General features: G+C 61.0%; 16 protein-coding genes and 1 pseudogene. 4 read left to right on the forward strand and 13 right to left on the reverse strand.

All coding sequences use genetic code 11. The features are described from left to right. Positions 1-39: 39 nt before the first annotated feature. The 10 genes and pseudogenes from BV034_RS27035 to bamA all read right to left on the reverse strand — a co-directional run bounded on the left by BV034_RS27035 (position 40) and on the right by bamA (position 10,576). On the reverse strand, positions 40-555 hold the full coding sequence (locus tag BV034_RS27035; protein ID WP_050030073.1) for a hypothetical protein: 516 nt from the start codon (positions 553-555) through the stop codon (positions 40-42). Between the two features lie 47 nt (positions 556-602). Further along, positions 603-1,130, reverse strand: coding sequence for a hypothetical protein (locus tag BV034_RS27040; protein WP_265593527.1), 528 nt, complete (start codon positions 1,128-1,130; stop codon positions 603-605). Between the two features lie 99 nt (positions 1,131-1,229). Next, positions 1,230-1,748: a hypothetical protein gene (locus tag BV034_RS27045; RefSeq protein ID WP_050030075.1), complete on the reverse strand. Its 519-nt coding sequence runs from the start codon at positions 1,746-1,748 to the stop codon at positions 1,230-1,232. Positions 1,749-1,965: 217 nt separating this feature from the next. Next, on the reverse strand, positions 1,966-2,352 hold the full coding sequence (locus BV034_RS27050) for a hypothetical protein (protein ID WP_050030076.1): 387 nt from the start codon (positions 2,350-2,352) through the stop codon (positions 1,966-1,968). Between the two features lie 167 nt (positions 2,353-2,519). After that, positions 2,520-2,807 carry a hypothetical protein gene (locus BV034_RS27055; RefSeq protein ID WP_050030077.1) on the reverse strand — a complete coding sequence of 96 codons (288 nt, stop codon included), beginning with the start codon at positions 2,805-2,807 and terminating at the stop codon, positions 2,520-2,522. A gap of 471 nt (positions 2,808-3,278) precedes the next feature. Then, positions 3,279-4,391: a protease modulator HflC gene (gene hflC, locus BV034_RS27060; protein WP_050030078.1), complete on the reverse strand. Its 1,113-nt coding sequence runs from the start codon at positions 4,389-4,391 to the stop codon at positions 3,279-3,281. A gap of 51 nt (positions 4,392-4,442) precedes the next feature. Further along, positions 4,443-5,490, reverse strand: a pseudogene (hflK, locus tag BV034_RS36900) (FtsH protease activity modulator HflK). Positions 5,491-6,338: 848 nt separating this feature from the next. Further along, on the reverse strand, positions 6,339-7,397 hold the full coding sequence (lpxD, locus tag BV034_RS27070) for a UDP-3-O-(3-hydroxymyristoyl)glucosamine N-acyltransferase (protein WP_050030079.1): 1,059 nt from the start codon (positions 7,395-7,397) through the stop codon (positions 6,339-6,341). Between the two features lie 132 nt (positions 7,398-7,529). After that, a complete protein-coding gene (locus BV034_RS27075) occupies positions 7,530-8,177 on the reverse strand; it encodes an OmpH family outer membrane protein (protein WP_050030080.1) in 648 nt (215 codons plus the stop codon). An 80-nt stretch (positions 8,178-8,257) separates the two neighbouring features. Beyond that, positions 8,258-10,576 carry an outer membrane protein assembly factor BamA gene (gene bamA / locus BV034_RS27080; RefSeq protein ID WP_050030081.1) on the reverse strand — a complete coding sequence of 773 codons (2,319 nt, stop codon included), beginning with the start codon at positions 10,574-10,576 and terminating at the stop codon, positions 8,258-8,260. A gap of 248 nt (positions 10,577-10,824) precedes the next feature. On the opposite strand from bamA, the gene ruvB reads away from it, so the two are divergent. Further along, a complete protein-coding gene (gene ruvB, locus BV034_RS27085) occupies positions 10,825-11,859 on the forward strand; it encodes a Holliday junction branch migration DNA helicase RuvB (protein ID WP_050030082.1) in 1,035 nt (344 codons plus the stop codon). Between the two features lie 382 nt (positions 11,860-12,241). On the opposite strand, the gene BV034_RS27090 is transcribed toward ruvB, so the two are convergent. The 3 genes from BV034_RS27090 to BV034_RS27100 all read right to left on the reverse strand — a co-directional run bounded on the left by BV034_RS27090 (position 12,242) and on the right by BV034_RS27100 (position 18,411). Next, on the reverse strand, positions 12,242-14,551 hold the full coding sequence (locus BV034_RS27090) for an ATP-binding protein (RefSeq protein WP_050030083.1): 2,310 nt from the start codon (positions 14,549-14,551) through the stop codon (positions 12,242-12,244). A gap of 120 nt (positions 14,552-14,671) precedes the next feature. Next, a complete protein-coding gene (locus tag BV034_RS27095) occupies positions 14,672-17,830 on the reverse strand; it encodes a PAS domain S-box protein (RefSeq protein WP_265593528.1) in 3,159 nt (1,052 codons plus the stop codon). A 140-nt stretch (positions 17,831-17,970) separates the two neighbouring features. After that, positions 17,971-18,411: a 23S rRNA (pseudouridine(1915)-N(3))-methyltransferase RlmH gene (locus BV034_RS27100; protein WP_050030085.1), complete on the reverse strand. Its 441-nt coding sequence runs from the start codon at positions 18,409-18,411 to the stop codon at positions 17,971-17,973. A gap of 129 nt (positions 18,412-18,540) precedes the next feature. Here BV034_RS27100 and BV034_RS27105 point away from each other — a divergent pair, with 129 nt between their 5' ends. From BV034_RS27105 to BV034_RS27115, 3 genes are all read left to right on the forward strand, one after another. Beyond that, the gene (locus tag BV034_RS27105) at positions 18,541-19,590 is read left to right on the forward strand and encodes a hypothetical protein (RefSeq protein WP_050030086.1); all 1,050 of its coding nucleotides are present in this window, start codon (positions 18,541-18,543) and stop codon (positions 19,588-19,590) included. 194 nt (positions 19,591-19,784) lie between these two features. Then, positions 19,785-20,768: an NAD(P)-dependent alcohol dehydrogenase gene (locus BV034_RS27110; RefSeq protein WP_050030087.1), complete on the forward strand. Its 984-nt coding sequence runs from the start codon at positions 19,785-19,787 to the stop codon at positions 20,766-20,768. Between the two features lie 200 nt (positions 20,769-20,968). Beyond that, on the forward strand, positions 20,969-21,436 hold the full coding sequence (locus BV034_RS27115) for a VOC family protein (RefSeq protein WP_050030088.1): 468 nt from the start codon (positions 20,969-20,971) through the stop codon (positions 21,434-21,436). Positions 21,437-21,545 lie beyond the last annotated feature (109 nt).

A 21,545-nucleotide genomic window follows, 5' to 3' on the forward strand; every position in this document is an offset into this window, starting at 1 on the left:
AGAACAGAGAATGCGAGATCGCAAGCATCGGCAAACATTTCACTTCAACCGGACCGCCATGGACGTCGCATATTGCAGGAAGCCGAGGGCTTCGGCAATACGGATGGAACCCACGTTTGACTCGAGGGTGCGATAACTGCCTCCGTGCTCCCACTCGGTGGGATCACAAGCTTGCTGCAAGGCATCAAGGGCTGATGCGTCGTCAGGGAGGAGGTTTCGTGCGGGATGCTCCGGTGGAGTCACTGCCTCTGCATAGCCGATGTAGGCGGGACCAATGACCATCGAAGCAACGGGGGCCAGCGCTGTAGCAAAGCTTTCAGGAGAACAACCGGAGAGCACCGGCGACAGCAGCACTTTGAGTTTGTCCACACAGGTCGGAGGGACCGAGGCGATCGCCGCCTCATTCCGGAACAAGGCAAAGGCTCCCCGATAGTCGGAGAGCTCCTCCCCATGGGTGATAATGTTCAGTGGCTCGGCAAACAGCTGGTCACCAGGGCAGCCCAGATGAGAGGCCCAGTAGGCATCGGCGACGGTGACGATGGATGGACTCAACATGGCTTGTTGCGGCAAGGCAAAAGTGGCCTGCGGTTTGCCACTTCCAATCAGGAAGTGGCTTCCTCAGTGAGGCTTGCCCATATCTCCTTGGCCAGCTCGATGTCGTCTTTATCGTCGAAGTAAATCGACATCATGATGTGGCCACTCTGCCCAAACGCAAAGCTATAGAGGGCCCAGCGCTCTGGGGCATCTTCTTCTGTCTCATGGAGCAGGTACGCGTACCGGATGGGACTCGAATCCGGGGTGAGAAAAGTCTCCACTGCCGCCGCTTCCGGAGCGTCCCGCCTGATCCACTCCAAAGTCGACGCGGGCGTTTCCCCAGCCTTCATCGTGTACACTGTGGTCCAGCAAGTGATGCCCTTGCGCCAGAGAACCAGATCTGTTCCGAACTCCCCCTGCTCAAATCGCAAGGCAAACTCGCCCGGCAGCGTGACCTGCCACTCCTTCGTCAATTGATAAACACCCCTGACTCGTGGGAATTGCGGGGGCAACTCGAAATCATCACCACCCGCTTCCGGATTCACGGGCGATGGAGCATCACGATTAAGAAAGCGCGAAAAAAGACGACGGAACATCTGGGAAGATTGTTGGCAGATGAGAACGCTGGAGCCGGAGGCGGTATTGCGCAATGGCGTGAGAAACTCGTGGTGGCGGTGGAGAAAAATCAGATCGATTCACTGGGACACCATGTCTCTCGCTACGCCCTTGATTGACAGGAATAGCGACGCAAGAAGTAACGCAAAGTTGATCCAGCTCGAGGTCGAAAGCTTGACTCGAGCGAGTAATCCGAAAACAAAAAAGACAACGTAGAAGAGCAGCAAAAAGATCTGGATCGTGATCGTCCATTGACCGACGTCGCTGAAGAGGCCCCGCGAGTAGCATACAGCGGAAAACAGGAACAGGAGGATCGATGCGTATTGAATCGATTGAAACTCTTTGGCCGAGGCGTCCAAGGATGTCGCGTGTTTCAGAAGTTGCACGGATTTAAATGCTCCTTGCAATAGCCAGCATGCCCACAGCGCAAATGGCAGCAGTGCGATTGGTACCTTAAGCTTGTCTGGCACTGGCAACCATACCGCAGCACCAGCGATGCCGAGGGCCAACAAGGAGGAGGTCAGCAAAGCCAGGATGAAGCAAACCGCACATTTTGCGAGTTTTCCAGATCTTGCGGGCTCAAGAAACAGCGATTGCATCTTGTGGATGAATCATAGAGCCACCCTTGGGCACGGCCAGAATAAAGTGACGCGCACGCTCAAAGTGCTTCATTCTTTGCATGTCAAACGAAGGCCTCTCTCCGGGAGGAACCGCACGGCATCAGATCCTACAGGTGTACGAGCAGCGCGACCTCCAAGCGGCGGGACGCCGTTGGCACGCGCAGCCGGGACGGCTGCGTCGCCACGGGCACTGCCGTTAGAGACTAGCTGCCTCTGCCCGTGTTTCTCGGCGTTGCTCGGTCAGCAGGGTTTTCACGCTCCTCCAGGTCCCTTCAATGGCTCCCCACTGGAAGGCAGGAAGATGAACAAGGGGCCGCTGGTTGTATCGCGGAGCGATGCGCTCCCGAATCCAATCTTCACCCCAAGCTCCCCAGGCACCCGCCACGCTGATTAAGTTCAGAGAGCAGGCCGGATAGACTTCATGCCGGAGTATTTCCTGTAGTGCTTCGACGCTGTATCTGCTTTGCGCAAGAACCGACGCCATGCGTCGGCAATCCTCTTGAGACAGTTCGTCATCCAGGAAAAGCTCTGACAACGCGTCCCAAACGGGCATTCGCTCCAGAATCTGTTCCTCGGTGGGCATCGCTCAAGATAGGCGAATTGCCTGATCCAGGCAAGCCGAAGAGGGGGACTTGATTTCCTCGATGAAAGTGCCAGCAGAGAGATACCCGACCGGCGGGACGCCGGTAGCACGCACAGCCGGGACGGCTGTGTCACTTCAGCAGCACAAGCCGTCTCAGATGAATCGGACTATTCCGTATAGGCATCGACATACATCCAGAGGATTTCGACGCTGCGACGGGCCAGTGCAGGCGACTCCATTTCCCAGGCCGGGGCCTTTGCCCGCAAGTACTCGTAGATCTCCTGGTCAGAACGGGTCAGCAGTTGCCGGGCCTCTTTCACAAGGTCCTCGTACATGCCCATCTTCACACCATTCACCATACCGCGCCAGGCATCGCTTTCGTCTTCCTCCTGAGTGATTTCACAGTCTTCGCCAAAATACGATTTCAACGCAGCTTCGAGGGAAGGATAGTCCATGACGGATTTTAGACAGGCGAGTTGGTCAAGTCGAGCGGACGTGGTGGGGCAACGTATTCTGGATATCGACATGGGCCATCAAATCGTCCGCGACATTGACTCAGCGAACTCACTCTGAAACACCCAACGCTTCCAGTCGACAGGCAACGTCAAGCAGACGCAAGCTCACGTGCAGGAAGACGCGCCATACCGGCCAGCAGGTATCGCCGCATTTCCCGCACCACCGCTCTGCTCACCACCCGACGGGGACCGTCGGACTACTCCTGCAGCCACGCTGCAGCGTAGTCCGATGGTTTCCATCGGCTCAGTCGCCGCAAGGACGAATGTCCCAATTACCCACTCTCATTCTCCGCACCCAATGCCGCAGGTCAGGGTGCCGCAGCCTTTATTGGCTATGACACGCCCAACCGTGCTACTCATCGCGCTCAACCGGCGAGACGCCGGTGGCACGCACAGCCGGGAACTACCGAATTACTGGGCCACCGGAGCTGGCGCTGGCACTGGCGGAGGGGTCGGCACCGGAACAGGTGCTGGAACCACGGCAGGTGCTGGCGTCGCTTTGGCTTGCGCTGGTTTCACCGCGGGTGTTGCAGCCGATTCTGCCTTTCCTTCCGGGTTCATGGACTTCAGGTACTTGAAGAAGTCGCTATCCGTCGTGAGGATGAGGGTGCTGTCGCGGCCGAGGGTGGTTTTGTAGGTCTCCAGGGTCTTGACGAACTGATAGAGCTGGGCGGCGGAGGTGCTGGTGTTGTAGGCCTGCGCGTAGATTTCGGTAGCTTTGGCATCGGCCTCACCCTGAATTTCCTGAACCTTGCGGTAGGCGCTGGATTCGATCTCGCGAAGGTCCTTCTCCTTGCGGCCAATGATCTTGGCTGCCTCGCCCTCGCCTTCGGAGCGGAATCGTTCGGCGATCTGCATACGCTCGGAGGTCATGCGGTCATAGATCTTGTCGCTCACGGCTGGGTTGTAGTTGATGCGCTTGAACTGCACCTCCAGGATCTCAATGCCCCAGGCCTTGGCGCTCTCTGCGGCGGCAGCCAGGACTTCCTTCTCCAGAACAGAGCGACCGTACTGGATCGCAGGAAGCTGTGTCACCACGGCGATGCCCTGCACCGAGAGTTTCTCCACCTCCACCTTGCGCGTCTTGTCGCTGCGAACCACCTCTACGAGGTCGTGCTTGGCCACCACACCGCGGGTGGCGCTGCCGACGATGTCGGTGATGCGGGAGAGGGCGCTGCGTTCGTCACGGAGGCTCTGGTAATAGCGGAGGGGATCGGAGATGCGCCAGCGGGCGAAGGCATTCACCACGACGGTGAGCTTCTCACGAGTGGACATGGAGTCCGAAGGGCCATCCCACTCGAGGATGCGCTTCTCAAAACGGTGAACCTGCTGAATGAAGGGGGCCTTGAAGTGAAGGCCGGCCTCATTCTTCTCAAGCCGGTTGTTGACGGCACCGCCGACGGGCTCGCCGAACTGGGTGATGATGATCTGCTCCGTCTCGCCCACAGTGTAGGCGCTGATGGAGAAGAGAAAGAGCAGCAGCACAGCACCTGCCAGGGACAGGATGTAAATGGAAGCTTTCATGAGAAAAAGATAGGGAACAGAACGGATGGAAATCTGCCGGAGGTTTCAGGATCAACGCACTGGCTGGGTGACCTGACGCTGAGGAGCGGGCTGCTGGTAAGGCACCGGCACCTGGGGTTGCGGCTGCTGGAGGTGCATGAGGGGCAGGAACTGTTTGGCCGCGTCATCCAGGATGATCTTGCCACCCAGTTTTGGAATGACCTCGGCCATGGTTTCCAGGTAGATGCGCTGGCGGGTCACTTCAGGGGCTTTTTCATACTGGGTCAGCAGGGCATTGAAGCGGGCCACGTCGCCCTCGGCTTCGTTGACGCGTTTTACGGCATAACCTTCCGCTTCGCTGACCTTCTGCTCCGCCTCACCACGAGCCCGGGGCACCACCTTGTTGTACTCGCCGTTGGCCTGGTTGATCAGCTGTTCCCGCTCCTGCTGGGCACGGCTCACTTCGTCAAACGAGCGCTGCACCGGGCGCGGGGGGACGCACGTTGGTCAGCTGCACCTGCTCCACGCGCAAGCCCATGCCCAAGCGGTCCACCACGGTCACCAGTTGCTTGCGCACCTCGGTCTGAATGTCCTCACGGCCAAAGGTGAGCACCTCATCCACCGTGCGGTCTCCCACCACCTCACGCATCACGCTCTCCGCGACATCACGTAGCGTGGCCTCCGGGGTACGCAGATGGAAGAGATAAGCCCGCGCATCCGTCACGCCGTACTGCACCACCCACTCCACCTCGGCGGCGTTCAGGTCGCCCGTGACCATGTTCTTCTCTGCGTCAGACTCCCGGGAGCTCTGGTACTCATTCGTGGTGTAGCCGGTGGAAAAACCGAACTCCATCTTGAGCTGGCGCTGCACGGGCACCTCCGTGACGCGGTCCACGCCAAAGGGAATGCGGAAGCGGAGGCCGGGGCCACTCGTTTCCAGATAGCGGCCGAACCGTTGCACCACGCCCACGGACTCCGCTGGTACGGTGTAGAAACTGGTCAGCACACCAATCACGAGGAACAGCCCCACCGCCCCAAGACCGAGGGTGCGGAAGTTGACCTTTATCTGGGGAATCTGCGGGAACTGCGGCAGCTGGGGAGGTTGGTTAGATCGGGTCATAGGGGGAGTTTAATGCAGGAAACGGTAAAAAGTAAGGGCAAGCGGCAGGGGGTGCCTTTTTCTCACCCCTCGGCAGGAAGCCACAAAGAATGGGAAAACGGTGGAGGAAGGCTGGAGGGGCCGATGTGCGGTACAGGAGAGAACAGAACGGCGCTACCACTGAGGGGGCACTGTGGCAGAATGTCGCGGCCAGCTCGCGGAGAATGTGAGTATATCGAAATTGGGTGCCGGCAGCTGAGTGGTCGAAGCTTGCAGACGCTTCAGCGAGTGCCTGCCAAGGAACCTAAGGGACTGACGTGGAGGCGTTGCACGAATGTTTGATTGCACCTCGCGAGGCCACCCGCTGACTGACGTTCCCGGCAAGATGCCGGAAACAGCACGCAAGATGCGTGCGCTCCCCTGGCTTCTCCGGCACAAGGCCATTTTTGAGAAATCGGCAGACCGCGTTTCGCCCCCCAGGTTCCTTGGCAGGCACTAACTTCCCGGTATGCGATGTTTGCCCGTGGAGTGTTACCAAGTGCCCAAGGGGTGCCTCACGGCCGCGGGGCGCGGTAGAACCAAACACACCCCTGACATCTGCTTTCCGATGTGGGCACAGTTCTTATACGACACCGATAGCCCAGAGCCCCACCCCTCATATGGACTCTTTGAGCCCTTCAGGACCTGCTCGCGATGGCGACCTTTCCACCCGCGGTGTTGAGGTGCTCTAGCCACGAGACTTCGAACTCATCATCAAGCTTTTCAAACAAGCGCTCGCCCTCTGCTTCCCGCCCCTTTATGCCTTCGTGCCTTTGTGTGAGATCAAAGGCAGCTCGCTATTTCCGCAAACTCACCCTCACTTTCAAGGATCACGCCTCCTGGCCAGCACCGAGCTTGGCCTCGAGCTCTTGGACGCGTTTTTCCATGGCTTTGAGGCGGTCCAGGATCTCGGGCACGCGGCCGGGGTACGCGAGGGCGCGGCGGCCCTCCATGAGGGGTTTGGCGGGAAATCCGGTGTAAGAGCCAGACTCCGCGAGGTCCTTGGTGACACCGGACTTGGCCATGACCGTGATTTTGTCGCCAATGTGGAGATGACCAGCCACCCCCGTCTGCCCCGCCAGGATGACATAGTTGCCCAGGCGGGTGCTACCGGAGATGCCGACCTGGGAGACGATGAGACAATGTTTCCCCGTGGCCACGTTGTGCGCGATCTGAACGAGGTTGTCGATCTTGCTCCCCTCCCCGATCCAGGTCCGACCGAAGCGTGCACGGTCAATGGTGGTGCAGGATCCGACTTCCACGTCATTGTCCAACTGCACAATGCCCACCTGGTCGATCTTGAGGTGACGGCCGTTGCTGAACTCGTAACCGAAGCCGTCCGTCCCAATCATGGCCCCGCTATGGATGATGACCCGGTCGCCGAGGATGCAGTGGTCCTTGATCACGGCATGGGCATGAAGCAGGCACCCCTCCCCCAGGCGGGAACCGTGGCCGATGAAGGAACCAGCATAGATTGCCGTGCCATCACCGATCTCCACATCATCTTCAATCACGACATGGGGGCCGATGTACACACGCTCGGGGTTGAGCTTTGCCGTCTCGCTGATGACTGCCGTGGGGTGAACACCGGTCTGAATCTCCCGTTTGGGCGGGCCAAACTTCTGGATGACGATGGAGAACTGTAACGTCGGGTTCGCCACGCGAATGACGGCCATGGATTCCGGAATGTCCTGGAAATCCTCGCCCGTCAGCAACACGCTGGCACGGGATTTCTTGAGCGCCGGGGCGTACCGGGGATTGCCCAGAAAGGTGATGTGACCCGGCTCCGCTTCCTGGATGGAGCCAAAGCCCGTGATCAACAGATTGGGATCGCCCTGGGTGATGTTACCTTCGAGCAGCGTGGCCAGTTCCTTGAGCAAAATGTTCATGGGGAGGGAGGACAAACGGTTTGGGGAAACGACGGGCTTAAAAAGCAAAACCCTGCTTTGAACGCAAGTTCAAAGCAGGGTGGAAGTCGGTTTTACCGGAGAAGATTTCCTGCCTGCGGGAGGCGGGGAAAATTACTTCTTCTTGGAGCTGGACTTGGTCGGAGCCGCGGCAGGCTTCTCTTCTGCAGCAGGAGCCGGGGCGGCACCGCCGGCAGGGGCGTCCTTGTTGAGCTCCACGATCACCTCAGCGGTGAAGTCCTGCGTGGTGCCTTCTTTGGCGTGGATCAGGAAGGGCAGGCCCATGGCGCCCATGCCGCTCTTGTCGAACACGAGGTCATACTGGTCGGCCTTGGCCTTGTCGTTCACCACCTTGAGGATCTCTTCATAGAGACCCTTGCGCTGCTGCATGCCTTCGGTCTGAAGCTGCTGCTCACGAAGCTGGCGGAACTCATTGATGTCGCGCTCCAGGGAGCGGATTTCCTGGGCCTTGCTCTCGAACTCGGAGCGCTTCTTGGCGCGGATGGACTCACTCAGAACGGGGTCCTGGGCTTCCTTTTTGATCTTCTCGATGTCGTCAGCCAGCTTCTTCAGCGTGGCGAAACGGTCAGCCAGCTGCTCTTTGGCCTTGTCGGCATTTTCCTTGAGCTGGGACTGGGCACCCTTGGTCTTGTAGTATTCAGCGAAGGCCTTGCTGAGGTCCACCACACCGATTTTGATTTCGGCGGCGGGTGCCAGGGCGGCGAGGGAACAGATGACGGCGATGATACGGAGGTATTTCATGATACTAGCTGGCAAGGGTGGAGGCGGAGAGCAAAAGGGGCCGCCTGCGCAGCGGCCCCTTCATCAGTGATAAGTGTTTCTTAGAAGCGGTAGCCGAGGTTGAAGTTGAACTTGCCGCCGGAGTCGTTCTCTTCGTCAGCCTGCATGGGCACACCGAAGTCAAGACGGATGGGGCCGGTAGGCAGGAAGAAGAGGCGGAGACCGACACCCACGTCGGAGTTCACATCGCCACCCCAGTCGTAGCTGTCGCCGCTGACGACACCCACGTCATAGAAGACCGCACCGCGGACCTTCTCGATGATGGGGAAGCTCAGTTCAAACGTGGCATAAGCGGAGGTCTTGCCGCCCAGAGGCTCACCGTTCTCGTCCTTGGGACCCACATCGCGGTAGTCGAAGCCGCGCAGGTTGTTGGCACCACCAAGGAAGAGGCGCTCGAAGATCGGCACGCCACCGTCGCCACCACCGAGGGTGTCAACCGTGCGCACAGCACCTTCCACGCTGAAGATCATGTCCATCGGAAGGCTGACGTACTGGGCAGCTTCCAGGCTGAGGCCGTACACGCCGACATCGCCACCAAGGAAGTCACCAGAGACGAGAGCGCCGCCGGAAATCTTGTGACCTTTGCGGGTGATGTACACCGAGTCACGGGTGTCATGCACCAGGGAGAGGTCGATCTTGCTCTGGAGGAATTCACCTTCCTCATCCTTGATCGCCTGGGAAGCGTCTTCGTCGATGTTGTCGATCGTGACGTTCTGGATCGTGTAGGAAATTTCAGCGTAGGCGTGCTCACCCAGCGGTTTGCGGAGGTTGATCGCAGCACCGTAGTTCTGCTGGTCATACTCGTCGCTGAGGTAGTACAGATCGCGGTAGAAGATTTCACCACCGAGCGAGAGACGCTGACCGAGGAACCAGGGCTCCACCACGCTCAAGCTGAAGTCACGGCGCTTGTCACCGTAACGGACGTCCAGGTTGAAGCGCTGGCCACCACCGGTGAAATTCGGCCAGTTGGTGATGTCGAAGTTCGTCTGGGTAAGGGAGAAGAAGCCGACCAGGCTGTCGATGGAGCTGAAGCCCGCACCGATGTTGATGGAACCGGTGGACTGCTCCGTGACGCTGATGTCGATGTCCTTGTACCCGGGGGTGCCCGTCGGGTTGTTGCGGAAGTCCACCTGGCTGAAGTAGCCCATGTTGGACAGACGGCTGCGGCTCTTCTCGATGCGGACAGTGTTGAACTCTTCGCCCGGAGCGAAGGCAAGCTCACGACGGATGACGTTGTCCTTCGTCTTGGTGTTGCCTTCGATGTTGATCTTGTTGATGTAGGACTTCTCACCTTCCGCGATGCGGTAGAGGATCTTCACCGAGGACGGGCCGGCAGGCACCACGCTGGTGTCGATGCGAGCGTCAGCGTAGCCACGGGAGCCGTAGTACTCGCCGAGCATCTTCTCGTCGTTGGAGATGTCCGTGGCGGAGTAGGCGGCACCGGTCTCAAGGGTGAGCGCCGGGGTCAGCTCGTCATGGGTGAAGACGGTGTTTCCTTCGATGGCCACTTCGGCCACGTTGTACTGCTTGCCTTCGTCGAGGACGAAGACGAGGTCCACGCGGTCATCCTTGACGGGCTCGCGGCGCACCTGCACCACCTTGGCATAAACGTAGCCTTCGTCCTGCACGGCACGCTCGACGGTGCGGATGTCTTCCTGTAGGCCGTCGTTGTTGAGTTTGCCGCTTTTGCCCCAGAGGTGCCAGGGACGCTTTTCCTTGAGCTGCAGCTTGGAGCGCAGGGTGCTCTCCTTCACGGCGGTCAGGCCTTCGAAACGGATGTCATTGATGATGCCACGCTGGCCTTCAGCAATGCTGTACACCACGCGCACAAAGCCTGCGGTGGGCAGAGACTCAATCTTGTACTCCACGCCCACATCGGCGAAGCCTTTTTTGGCGTAGCTCTCACGGATCTTCGTGGCACCGGCGAAGAGCTTGGCTTCGTCCACGGGCTCGTTGACCTTCACTTCCACGGACTTGCGCAGCTTCTCGCTGTCGATCACGGAGTTGCCCACGAAGGCCACTTCACCGATCGCACCACGGCCGGTCACTTTGACGACAACCTTCACCCCACCGCCGACGTCTACCGTGGAGATATCCACGCTCTCAACCAGACCTGTCGTGTAGAGGTTCTTGATGTCGCGATCCACGGCTTCCTCTTCGAAGGTCGTGCCTTCGCGGGTGGCCATGTTGGCGATGATACGGCTGGAATCGATTTTGGCGCCTCCCACCGAGATGATCTGCACCTCCTTGACCAGCTTCTTAGGACCAGCCCCAGGGACTTGCGCGTACGCGGGAATCGCGGAGAGAGCACCCGCCAAAACTGCGGTGTGCGTGCATCGAATCAACTTGTTGAGTGTCATACCAGACGGGAGGTTGCCTTGAGGATGTTGAGAGAGACTCGCATATCGCTTAGAAGAGCCCGCATCGTCAAGCCGGAAATGCAGGAATCAGAAGGCTCCTTTAAACTATTGATGGTGGAAAATGCGAGGGTTGTCGGTTAAGTCTTCGTCACGCAGAACCGGCCTCGCGACTAGCCCGGTTTTGCCCTATTCCTGTACCTGACAGCACGTCCCGTGCCCGAGCCCCGTCCCATCACCTCGCCCGCCGCTTGAGCCAGACCTTCTACGACCAGACGACCACGGCACCGGAATCTCCGTACGATGTGGCCCTGCGCCCGCCGGACTTTTCCGAGTTCACTGGGCAGGAGCGGGTGAAAGAGCGGCTGGTGCTGATGGTGGAAGCGGCACGGCAACGCGGGGACACTCTGGACCATGTCCTGCTCTGCGGCCCGCCCGGATTGGGCAAGACGACACTGGCCCACATTGTCGCCACAGCTGTGGGCTCCAAGCTCCACTCCACGAGCGGCCCGCAGATTGAGCGCGCCGGGGATCTGGCCGGCATCCTGACGAACCTGCAGGAGCGGGACATCCTCTTCATTGACGAGATCCACCGTCTGCACCCCAGCATCGAGGAGTACCTCTACCCGGCCATGGAGGACTTCCGGCTGGACATCATCATCGACCAGGGGCCCAAGGCCCGCACCATCCGGATCGACCTCCCGCCCTTCACTCTTGTGGGGGCCACCACCCGTGCGGGCATGCTCACCGCGCCCATGCGCGGCCGTTTCGGCATCCCCAACCGGCTGGACTACTACACGGTGGATGAGCTGCAAAAGATCCTGCTGCGCTCCGCCGGACTCATTCAGGTGCAGATGGAACCCGACGGTGCCCGTGAGGTGGCCAAGCGCTCCCGCGGCACCCCACGCGTGGCCAACCACCTGCTGCGTTGGGTGCGGGACTATGCCCAGGTGCGCACCAGCAACCAGGCCGTGACCGGTCAGGTGGCCGCCGCCGCCCTCTTCATGCTGGACATCGATGAGGACGGCCTGGATGAGATGGACAAACGCATCCTCGACGCGCTCATCAACAAGTTTGCCGGTGGACCCGTCGGGTTGAACTCCATCGCCGTGGCCGTGCACGAAGACGCCAGCACCCTGGAAGACGTGCATGAGCCCTATCTGGTCATGCAGGGCTATGTGAAGCGGACCCCGCGCGGCCGCGTGGCCATGCCCAGCGCGTACAAGAAACTGGGCCTGCCCGTGCCGCTTTCGGCCACGCGGGACACGCAGGGAGATCTGTTTTAGTAAACCGGTAATTCAGTAATCCGGTAAACCAGTGGGTGGTGGGATGTCGCGCCTCCACTTCCAACCCAACTGGGACAGCCAGATGGCGATCTCCGCTCCGCACCGGGGCTGGAGTACCGACTTCAGTCGGCTCAGGGCGCGATTGAGGAGCTTCGGCCGACTAAAGTCGGTACTCCAACACTGAGGTCCATCGCGAGAGCGACTCGGTAGGTAGTTGCGTCCTGACCGTCCCGCATGTGGAACGGAGAGGGTTTGAATTCCGCTTTCAAGCGGTGAAGCCGGCTTTCCATCGCACGGAGGCGGCCGATTCGAGGGACTTCCACCTCGATATCGGCCCACAGCACGCAGCCCCACTGAATTACTGAATCACCGAATTACTGACTTACCGTCCCATCCCGCCATGTCGCGTGGAGAGCACGGACTTCACAATCCGAAGCAACTCCAACGGCTCATACGGCTTGGGCAGCACGGCGGCGAAGCCAGCGGAGGCGGGCTGGGCCATGACGGGGTCATCTGAATACCCGCTGCTGACGATGGCGAGCACGCCGGGGTCCAGCGCTCTTAGCTTTTCCATCGTACGGAGGCCGCCCATGCCATTGGGGATGCTGAGGTCCAGCACCACAAGGTCGAAAGGCTTGCCGTCCGAGAGCGCCTGCTGGTATAGCCGCACGGTCTCATTGCCATCAAGTGTTTCCTCGACCTGATAGCCTTCCCTCTCCAGACCGCGCAGGATGAGGGCGCGCACAAGATGGTCGTCTTCCAGCAACAGGATGCGGGGCGTGGCGGGCGGGCCAGGCAGGAAGCAGCTGATGAGATCCACCGTTTCGGCGTCCTCCACCTCGGCCTCGGAATCCACGGGCAGGAAGAAGCGCACCATCGTGCCCGTGTTCACATGCGAGCTCACGGAGATCGCGCCGCCGTGAGCCTTGGCGATGGATTCACAAACCGTCAGCCCCAGGCCGGTGGCATTCTCGTCGGTGCGAGTGGTGAAATACGGCTCAAAGATGCGGCCCAGGTTCTTGGCGGGGATGCCCTCGCCATTGTCATGAATCTCCAGCGTGACGCCAGCCAGGGAACCGGGTTCATCAGAAAGCGTTTCCTTGGGGAACATGCGGGCTGCATCCGCCGCCTCACAGCGCACACGAATATCGCCGCCGGTGGCGCGCACGGCCTGCTCGGAGTTCCGCACCAGGTTCGAGAGCAAACGACGGAACTGGTTGGGATCCAGCGCCACCTCAGGCATGTCCTCCTGGACCTCCACGAAGTAATTCACCCGGTCCACCCGCTGGTGGTTGTAGAAGAAGGCGCGCACCAGGTCCGCCAGGGAAACCATGCGCTTGATGGGGGCGCCGCCGCGGGCAAAGGTGAGAAGCTGCTGCACCAGACTCTGGGCCTGGAAGGTGGCCTGCTTGGCCGTGGCCAGCTCCATGAGCTTCTCGCCAGAGGACCCAAAGCGCATCTCCGCCAGGGAGAGGTTGCCCAGCAGCACGGTGAGCAGGTTGTTGAAATCATGAGCAAACCCGCGGGCCAGGAGGCCGAGAGACTCGAGGCGGTCCATGCGATGGTTGCGCTCCAGTTCCAGCTTGCGGGAGGTGATGTCCTTGAGCAGCAACAGCGATCCACTGCCGAAGGGGTAGGTTCGAGCCTCAAACCAGGTCTGGGTCTCCTCCAGGAAGATCTCCCGCGTGGCAGTCACGCGCTGGTGGAGGGACTTGTCCAGCTCCTCTTCATGAGCGGCCTTCACGCTGGGTGGCAGCACTTCCCAGAGGCTCTGGCCTACGAGCTGCGCCTTCTCCCGGCCAAAGAGACGGGCGGCGCTGCTGTTCACGTAGGTGAAGGTCCAGCGACCATCCAAGGCCGCGAGGGGATCAGAGATGCTCTCGACAATGTCTGCCAGCGGAGCGGGCTGCTCCCCGGCGGTGACCGGACCCGTCGGGCGGTTCTTGGCCCCTGCCTCGCCCACGCCCGCCACTGCGGAGGTGCGGGCGCTGAGCTGGCGCAAGGTGATGATCATGCCATTGATGCTGCCGTGCTCATCCCGCACCGGGGACATGCGCTCTTCACAGAGCGTGGCCCCGCCCATGCGATGACGGAGATCGACACGACGCATCAGGGGTGAGGGCACCTCTCCGCCGGTCTTCACGGTGGCTTGGTAAACTTCATCCAGGGCGCAGCCCCACGCCTCGGCCTCTTCCCAGCCCGTGAGGCGCACCGCCTCGTCATTCATAAACCGGATGCGCCCGGTAAAATCGGTGCCGATCACGGCTTCGTTCAAACTCTCAAACGCCTGCACCACGAGGTGCTCGCGCCGCTCATTGAGCAGAGCCCGCTGATGCCGCGCCACGGCCAGTTCCAACGCGGTGCGCAACTCGCCAGTGCGAAGCGGTTCCCACGCGATCTGGCAGAAAGGCAGATCCTGGGCCGCTACGAGCAGGCTGGCATCCACCTCGGGCGAGACCACCAGCACCACAGCCAGTCGGCGGTTCAGCGCCAGATCACAGGTCACCTGCAGCGTGCGCTCAGCCGTCGCGGCCGAAAGCGAGACCACCACCGCATCGGGTGAGGTTTCCTCCGCCAGCTTTAAGGGCTCGGGACCCACGGCCGTATCCGCCGACGTCACTCCCACGACTTCATGCCCGAGGGCGCGAAGAGCCCCCGCCACGCCGCCACCGGACTGGGATCTTTCGTCCAAGAGAAGTACACGGATAGGGGCAGAGGGGACCATAGTTTCCAGCGATAGTTAATATCACTGTAATTTGTCCCCTGTTGCAACTGAAAACGCACCCCCTGGGCACTTCCGTGCCGCTTGGCACTAGGAGCGGGGCGCGTCTGACACGGGAAACTCCAGATGAAAACTGACCCCCTCACCCGGTTGTCCCTGCACCTTCACCTCGCCGCCGAGCTGGCCAGCAAAGACGCGCAAGATCTTCATGCCCAGCCCATTGCCCCGGTGGTCGTCAAAGTCTGGCGACATGCCAACGCCGTCGTCTTTCACCAGGAGATGAGCCTTTTGATCATCCCAGTGGAGTTCTACCGTCATCTGGCCGCTTCGTCCGTCGCCATAGGCATGCTGGAAGGCGTTGGAGACCATTTCGTTAAGCGAGAGCGCCAGAGGCATGAGCCAGTCTTCCGGCAGGAGTTCATCCTGCACGCGCAAATCCAGCTGCACCTGCTCCACTGCCACCTCGTAGCATTCCCGGAGGTGGGAGATGAGACCATCCGCAAAAGCATGGAAGCCGCTGGATTCCCCACTGGCCAGTGCATAGAGATGCTGGTGCAGCGCGGCGAGCGAACGCACGCGGTTCTGGCTGGAGCGCAGAGCGTCCCGTGCCTCTTCATTGCGCAGCGTGCTCAACTGGAGGTTGAGCATGGAGGTGATGATCTGCAGGTGATTCTTCACCCGCCGATAGGACTCACCCAGGATGATGCGTTCGCGCTTCAAGTCCTCGGCATCCGGCTTCGCTGGAGCAGGAGGTGCCGGAGGCTCCGGCGGAGATTCAGCCCGCGTGGTAAAGGCCGAGGCGGGGATGTGGACCTTGGTGGCTCCAGCATGTCCCGGATCTGCCGTGAAGTGCCCGGCCGCACTGGCCACTCCGGGAGCGGAGGCAGGGAGGTCCTTGAGGAGGGAGATCGAAAGGTCGCCATCCTCCGGGTGTTTCTGAATCTTGAAGACACCTTCCTGACGCCCCTTGTCGCGATGGTAGAAGGCCCAGTGGTGCCCTTCCCCATCAGGATCACTGGACAGGCTGGCGAGTTCGCCATAGAAGCCGGTGGCATCCGAGGGGCGAAAGAGGCAGTGCAGGCCGCGCCCGGTGATTTCTGTCTCCTCGAACCCGAACTGTTCGACGGCTTCCGGACTCCAGTCCGAGATGCGACCGTGCAAGTCTGTGGTCAGCAGCACCAGCGGACGATACTCCACCGGAGCCGGCGGCGCGGGAGCGTACTCAGGCTGGACCTCGGCGGCAGTGGCGAACAGCGGGTGCGTCCAGTCCATGGCTGGGGCTGGCTCAGGCGCGGGCGGTGGCTCCACCTTGGGCTGGAAGAAATGAATGGTGAACAGAGGCTGGCCCAGGGCATCCGGCACGATGGCGAGACGCAAGTCCACCTTCAGAGCATCCCCCTCCCGCGGCACCACGGTGACCGTGGTCCAGGCAGAGCGCTCCCCGCGCTCCAGCAAATCCCGCAGAGTGGAGGCGCGTCGGGTAACGCTTTCCGAATCCAGCCAGCGATCCAGTCGCATGCGCCGCAGTTCGGCACGGGTGTAGCCCAGCAGAGACTCCACGGCAGGGTTGGCATCGAACACCGCACCGAGACGGTCGGCCAACAGCACCGGCAGAGGATTCTCGTGCACGAGCGTGCGGAACTTGGCCTCGGTGGAGCGCAGCATTTCCTCGCTCCTCCGGGTATCGGTCACATCTTGGAGCATGGCCAGCAATCCGCCACCGGGCAGGGAAACGGGCCGGATCTCGATGTCTTTGACCACGCCTTCAGCACTCACCAGAGCCATGGCGAGGGTAAGCTGCTTGCGCCAGATGCCCTCGCGCCATTGCAGCAGCACCTGCTCACGATGGACCTCATCCCGGCAGGCCTCCGCCAGCCACTCCTCCATGGTGCGACCGTCCGCCAGAGGGCGGCCCAGCAGCAGGTGGAGATGGGCGTTGCAATAGAGGGGACGGGCCCGCTCATCGAGTACGAGGAGTCCACACGGGGCGAGCTCCAGCACGGCGCGCAGTCGAGCCTCACGCTGGCGGGACACACCTTCAGAATCGGTAGCCTCTTTCAGGGCCATGCGCATGCGGGCCACTTCCTCCGCGAGACGACGCTGCACGGCTTCATCCACGGCAGCCACCACATGGCTCTGCGGCAGAGGCGCAGCCGCCGGGGCAAGGGTATGAGTCGGAGCCACGGTGGGCAGAAGGGTGGGCGCAGGCGGAGATGGGGCCAGAATGGGCACCACCGTGGCAGGACGCGGGGGCAGCTTGGTCTCGCCAAAGATCACGGAGGCAGGAGGCGGCACGATGGAGGATTGCAACCCGCAGGGCTCCAGTCCTGCCAGTCCGGCAAGGCCAACCGCCAGCACGGCATCTCCTTCCATACCGAGCGGACCGCCCGGGGCCTGGGACACCAGCCAGCGATCCGGCGGCGCATCGTCGTTCTGCAGCGCGCCGGGAGCATCGCCATACACATTGATCACAGCGTGTGGATGGTCGCCCTCCAGCACGGATTTGATCGTGGCCAGCACATGCTGTTGCAGCGGCCCGCGCTCGATCTTCTCGCCAAAGGCCTCCCACATGGGAGTCTCCCCGACCACCACCCCCTCAGAGAGGAGCTGGCTGGAAACACCGCGGCTCATGCGCAGGATACGCCCCTCGGCGTCCAGGGCCATGAGCGGCAGGCTGGCCTGCCAGAGCGCGGCGCCCGGGTCTGAGGAGTCAACACGGGCTGACTCCTCCTGGGTGCTTCGTTCGCTTCCGCCCGGGCTGGCGTAGAGATGCTCACAGCTGATCATCACACCGCCGATGCTGGTGTCGATGTGCCGCCAGGGGCGAACCTCCCAGCGATACACCACGGGGCGGCCGTCCTGGGTTGTCGCGTCCCGGTCACTGCGCACCACCTGGCCGCCCAGCGCCCGCTCATACACGTGACGCCAGCCGGCATGAAGTGCAGGAAACAACTCGTACTGGCTCTTCCCCACCACATCCACCTGGGTGAGCTTGAAGTCCTCCAGCCAGCGGCGGTTGGCCAGGAGATAGCGCATCTGCTGGTCGAACATCGCCATGGCCACCGGCGCATTTTCAAAAAGAAGCTTCATATGCCCCGCATGCACAGCCGGAACCTTGCCCGTGGCAGGCGCTGCGCCAGAGGCGGGAGCAGATGCAGGGACGGCTGCGGGATTCGCCCCGGAGGCAGAAGCGGCAGCGCCGAGTGATTCAGGGGCATCCGACGTGAGCTGGGAGTGACCTTCGATCACCTGCCGAAGAATGGATGCTTGCGGATTCCCCATAAATTAACGCCACCTGAATGTTCAGCCCCGGATAGTAATTTTGCGAACCTTCTCAAGCAAGACTTAATTAGCCAGACCCTGAAAAAATTTTAAAATTCCACCCCCCTTCACTCCCGGTGATACGGATCCCCCCTGAGGATGGAATAGCCGCGGTAGATTTGCTCCAGGAGCAGGACGAGCGCCACCTCGTGTTGCAGAGTCATGGCAGAGAGGCACCAGAGCTCGTTGGCAGCCGCTTTGACCTTGGGCGAATGCCCGTCCGCCCCTCCGATGAGGAAGGACACTCGCTTCCTGCCAGTGAGTTCTTGTTTCTCGATCCACTTGGCGAGCTCCATGCTCGTGAGATGACGACCCTTTTCATCCAGCACGATGCACCAGCTGTCCTTGGCCGCTTCCAGCGCGCGATCCCCCACCTGTTCCGGTGTCCCCTCCTTGAGCGTCACCATGTCCACCTGCGCCATGCGCCGCAAGCGCTTGGAGTAATCCTCCACACCCGCCTTGGCCCAGGGAAGAGCCGGCTTGCCCACTGATATGATTTGCCATTTCATCCACAAAAAGACCCGCTCACTGCAATTTTTAAAAAAACTTGAATTACTCTCAACTGCCGGACTTGCAAATGAGGTGCCGGGTTTTTACAATCAGTTGCCCAGCACCGCCATCGAGTCAATCGCGTCATCATGAGCAGCGCCCATCGCCTTCGTAACTTGGCCCCAGTCGGGTGTGCCATCACCGCCCTGTTGACCCTTGCTTCCTGCGCGCTGCCGCCCAAGCAGGCGTGGCAGAAGATCCGCCACGACGGCCTGTTCGCCTACATCTCGTATGAGATGCGCACTCCACGCCGTCCGCTGGATGCACCCGGGCCGGTGAAACCCATTGGCCCGGCGTCCAAGCCGATCCTCAACACGCCTTCCCAACCGCGCCCGCTGATGGCCCAGACGCCGGCCACGCCGACGAACTCCCAGAAGACAGGCACCGCCCGCACGGAAGGACGCGATGTGGCCAGCAGCACCCCAATGACTCCGCCCGAAGGCACCCTGACCGCTCATGCGGTGCCGGGACTACCGGGGTATGTGCGCTCACCCTACACCAATCCGCCGCGGCTCATTGATGTGAAGCGCAGCACAGCGGGCAGTACCATGGTCTGCCCGTACACGAACAAACCCTTCATCGTACCCGCCGGAGCTGGGATTGAACCCAAGTCCAGCCCTGAGACAGAACTGGCAGATCGCCCCCGCACTGCCCCAGCGACTCCAGAAGCTCCAACCGTGCGGCCCAAGACCAGTCCCAAGTCTGGATCTGGCTCCGGATCCGGCCCCACGGGCCTCGCCAAGACGGAAGACACCAAGCCCGCTCCTCCGCAGTTGAAGGACATGGCCGGCCCTGCCAGCGGTCCTTCCTCGAACTCTGTTTCCGGCTCGAACCCGACTTCCGGGGCTGACGGCCCAAATGCCAGCACGAGCAAAGGGGCCGCCTCCAATCCCCCCGCGAATCCCACTGTCGCCACCACCCCAGCGCCAGCACCCGCTCCAGCTCCTGAGATTCCCTACGGTTCCCCCATCCAGGGTCGCCCTGGGTATGTTAACAGCCCCTACGCTGCGGCCCACCAGCTCGTGGACGTGACCGGCCTTCCCGTGGGCATGGAAGTGAAATGCCCCTACACCGGCAAGCTCTTCCGCGTGCCCCCACAAGACATGGCCTCCAGCAAGCCTGCGCCGGAGAATCGGTAATTCAGTAATTCAGTGACCCGGTAAACCAGTGGGCCGGAGAGTTCGTTGTGAGGGGCTTGAACCCAATGGGGGGGAGCCAATCATGATGACGTCGCAACAGGCCGAACAGGTTTCGAGGTCACTCAGCTTGGAGTGGTCTGGCCCCAGAACGGACACGAATCCTCTATGCGAATTGAACCTGGAAGCGGGAAGCAGTGAAGGTCATCACCTACCAGAAGTATGGTTCTCCTGACGTTCTCGAGATAACCGAGCAACCAAGACCGACGCCAGGAGACAACGAACTCTTGATTCGGGTCCGTGCCACGACGGTTAGCTCCGCCGACTGGAGGATGCGCAGCCTCGAGATGCCTCGTGGATTCGGCGTGCTGGGGCGTCTCGCCATCGGCATCCGAGGACCGAGGAAGCCGGTTCTCGGATCCGAACTCGCAGGCGATGTAGAAGCAGTGGGGCGCGCTGTCACGTCCTTCAAAGTCGGTGATCAGGTCTTTGCCTTCACAGGCGCCGGCCTGGGTTGCCACGCTGAATACAAGTGCTTGCCGGCGAATGGCGCTGTCGCATTGAAGCCATCGAATCTGAGCTTCGAGCAGGCTGCTGCGCTCTCCTTCGGCGGAGCAACCATATTGGACTATTTCCGAAGGGGTGAGCTACGCAGCGGCGAACGCGTGCTCGTCAATGGTGCCTCTGGCACAGTAGGCAGTGCCGCAGTGCAGCTTGCCAGGCACTTTGGCGCACACGTTACAGGCGTCTGCAGTGCTGCCAATCTGGAGCTGGTGCGATCCATCGGCGCCGACGAGGTGATCGACTACACGCAACGCGACTTCGCCCAGTCCAAGGTGCCATTTGACGTCATCGTTGACACTGTGGGTAACGCGCCTTTCGCCCGGAGCGGGCCTGCATTGCGCAGAGGCGGACGACTGCTCCTCGTTCTGGCAAGTCTTCCAGAGCTCTTGAAGGCACCCTGGCACAGCCTAACGAGCGGCAAGAGAGTCATCGCCGGCCCAGCCGCCGAGCGGCCCGAGTACGTTCGCCAGCTCGGGGAACTTGCCGCGGCGGGCAGGTTCACACCGGTCATCGATCGCAGCTATCCGTTCGAGAATATGGTCGATGCGAATCGGTACGTAGATCGTGGACACAAGAGAGGTAGTGTCGTCATCACTCTCGGCCCGAGCGTCGCGTGAGCCCCAGCCATGCGCGGTAGGGAAGCGCGGATGCAATCTGGCGTCCCGTGGGCCGGGTCGCTGAGCTTGAGTCGTTCAGCCACCGAACCAATTCCTCATAACTGTGAAAACTGAAAAATGGATGTCCTGAAGTCACTCGCTTGTTCGTCGTACCCTTGAACGACGCGAAATTTATCAACCCACCAACAACGAACAATACTATGGCGAATTCCATCCGCACCTGCCTCTGGTTCCGCGACGGGCGAGGCCGCGAAGCTGCTGAATACTACTGCTCCCTGATCCCAGGAAGCCGGATCGAGACGGCCTTTCATGGCGACGCCGGACATGGTGCCTTCTCGGTGATCGACTTCTCGCTAGGGGGAGTGCCTTACCAAATACTCGACGCCGGACCGATGTTCACCCTGACTGAGGCGGTGTCGATTTCAGTTGCGACGGACGATCAGGCCGAGACGGATCGGCTCTGGGCAGCTCTGACCGCAAATGGCGGCGAGGAAAGCCACTGCGGATGGCTCAAGGACCGCTACGGGGTGTCATGGCAGGTTTACCCAAAGCGGCTCACGGAGTTGACGACGAGTGCCGACAAGGATGTGTCCACCAAGGCGATGGCAGCCATGATGAAGCAAATGAAAATCGACATCGCCGTGATCGAAGCAGCGGTTCGTGACTAGAAGCAGCCCACGGCCTACCCGTGCGCTACCGGTGAGATACGAGGAAGCGACGCGCTGAACATTTGCCCCCAGAACGTCCCGCATGCGGGACCAATGCCATCAGGGGAAA

This window comes from Verrucomicrobium sp. BvORR034 (assembly GCF_000739635.1).
Taxonomy (GTDB): Bacteria; Verrucomicrobiota; Verrucomicrobiia; order Verrucomicrobiales; family Verrucomicrobiaceae; genus Verrucomicrobium.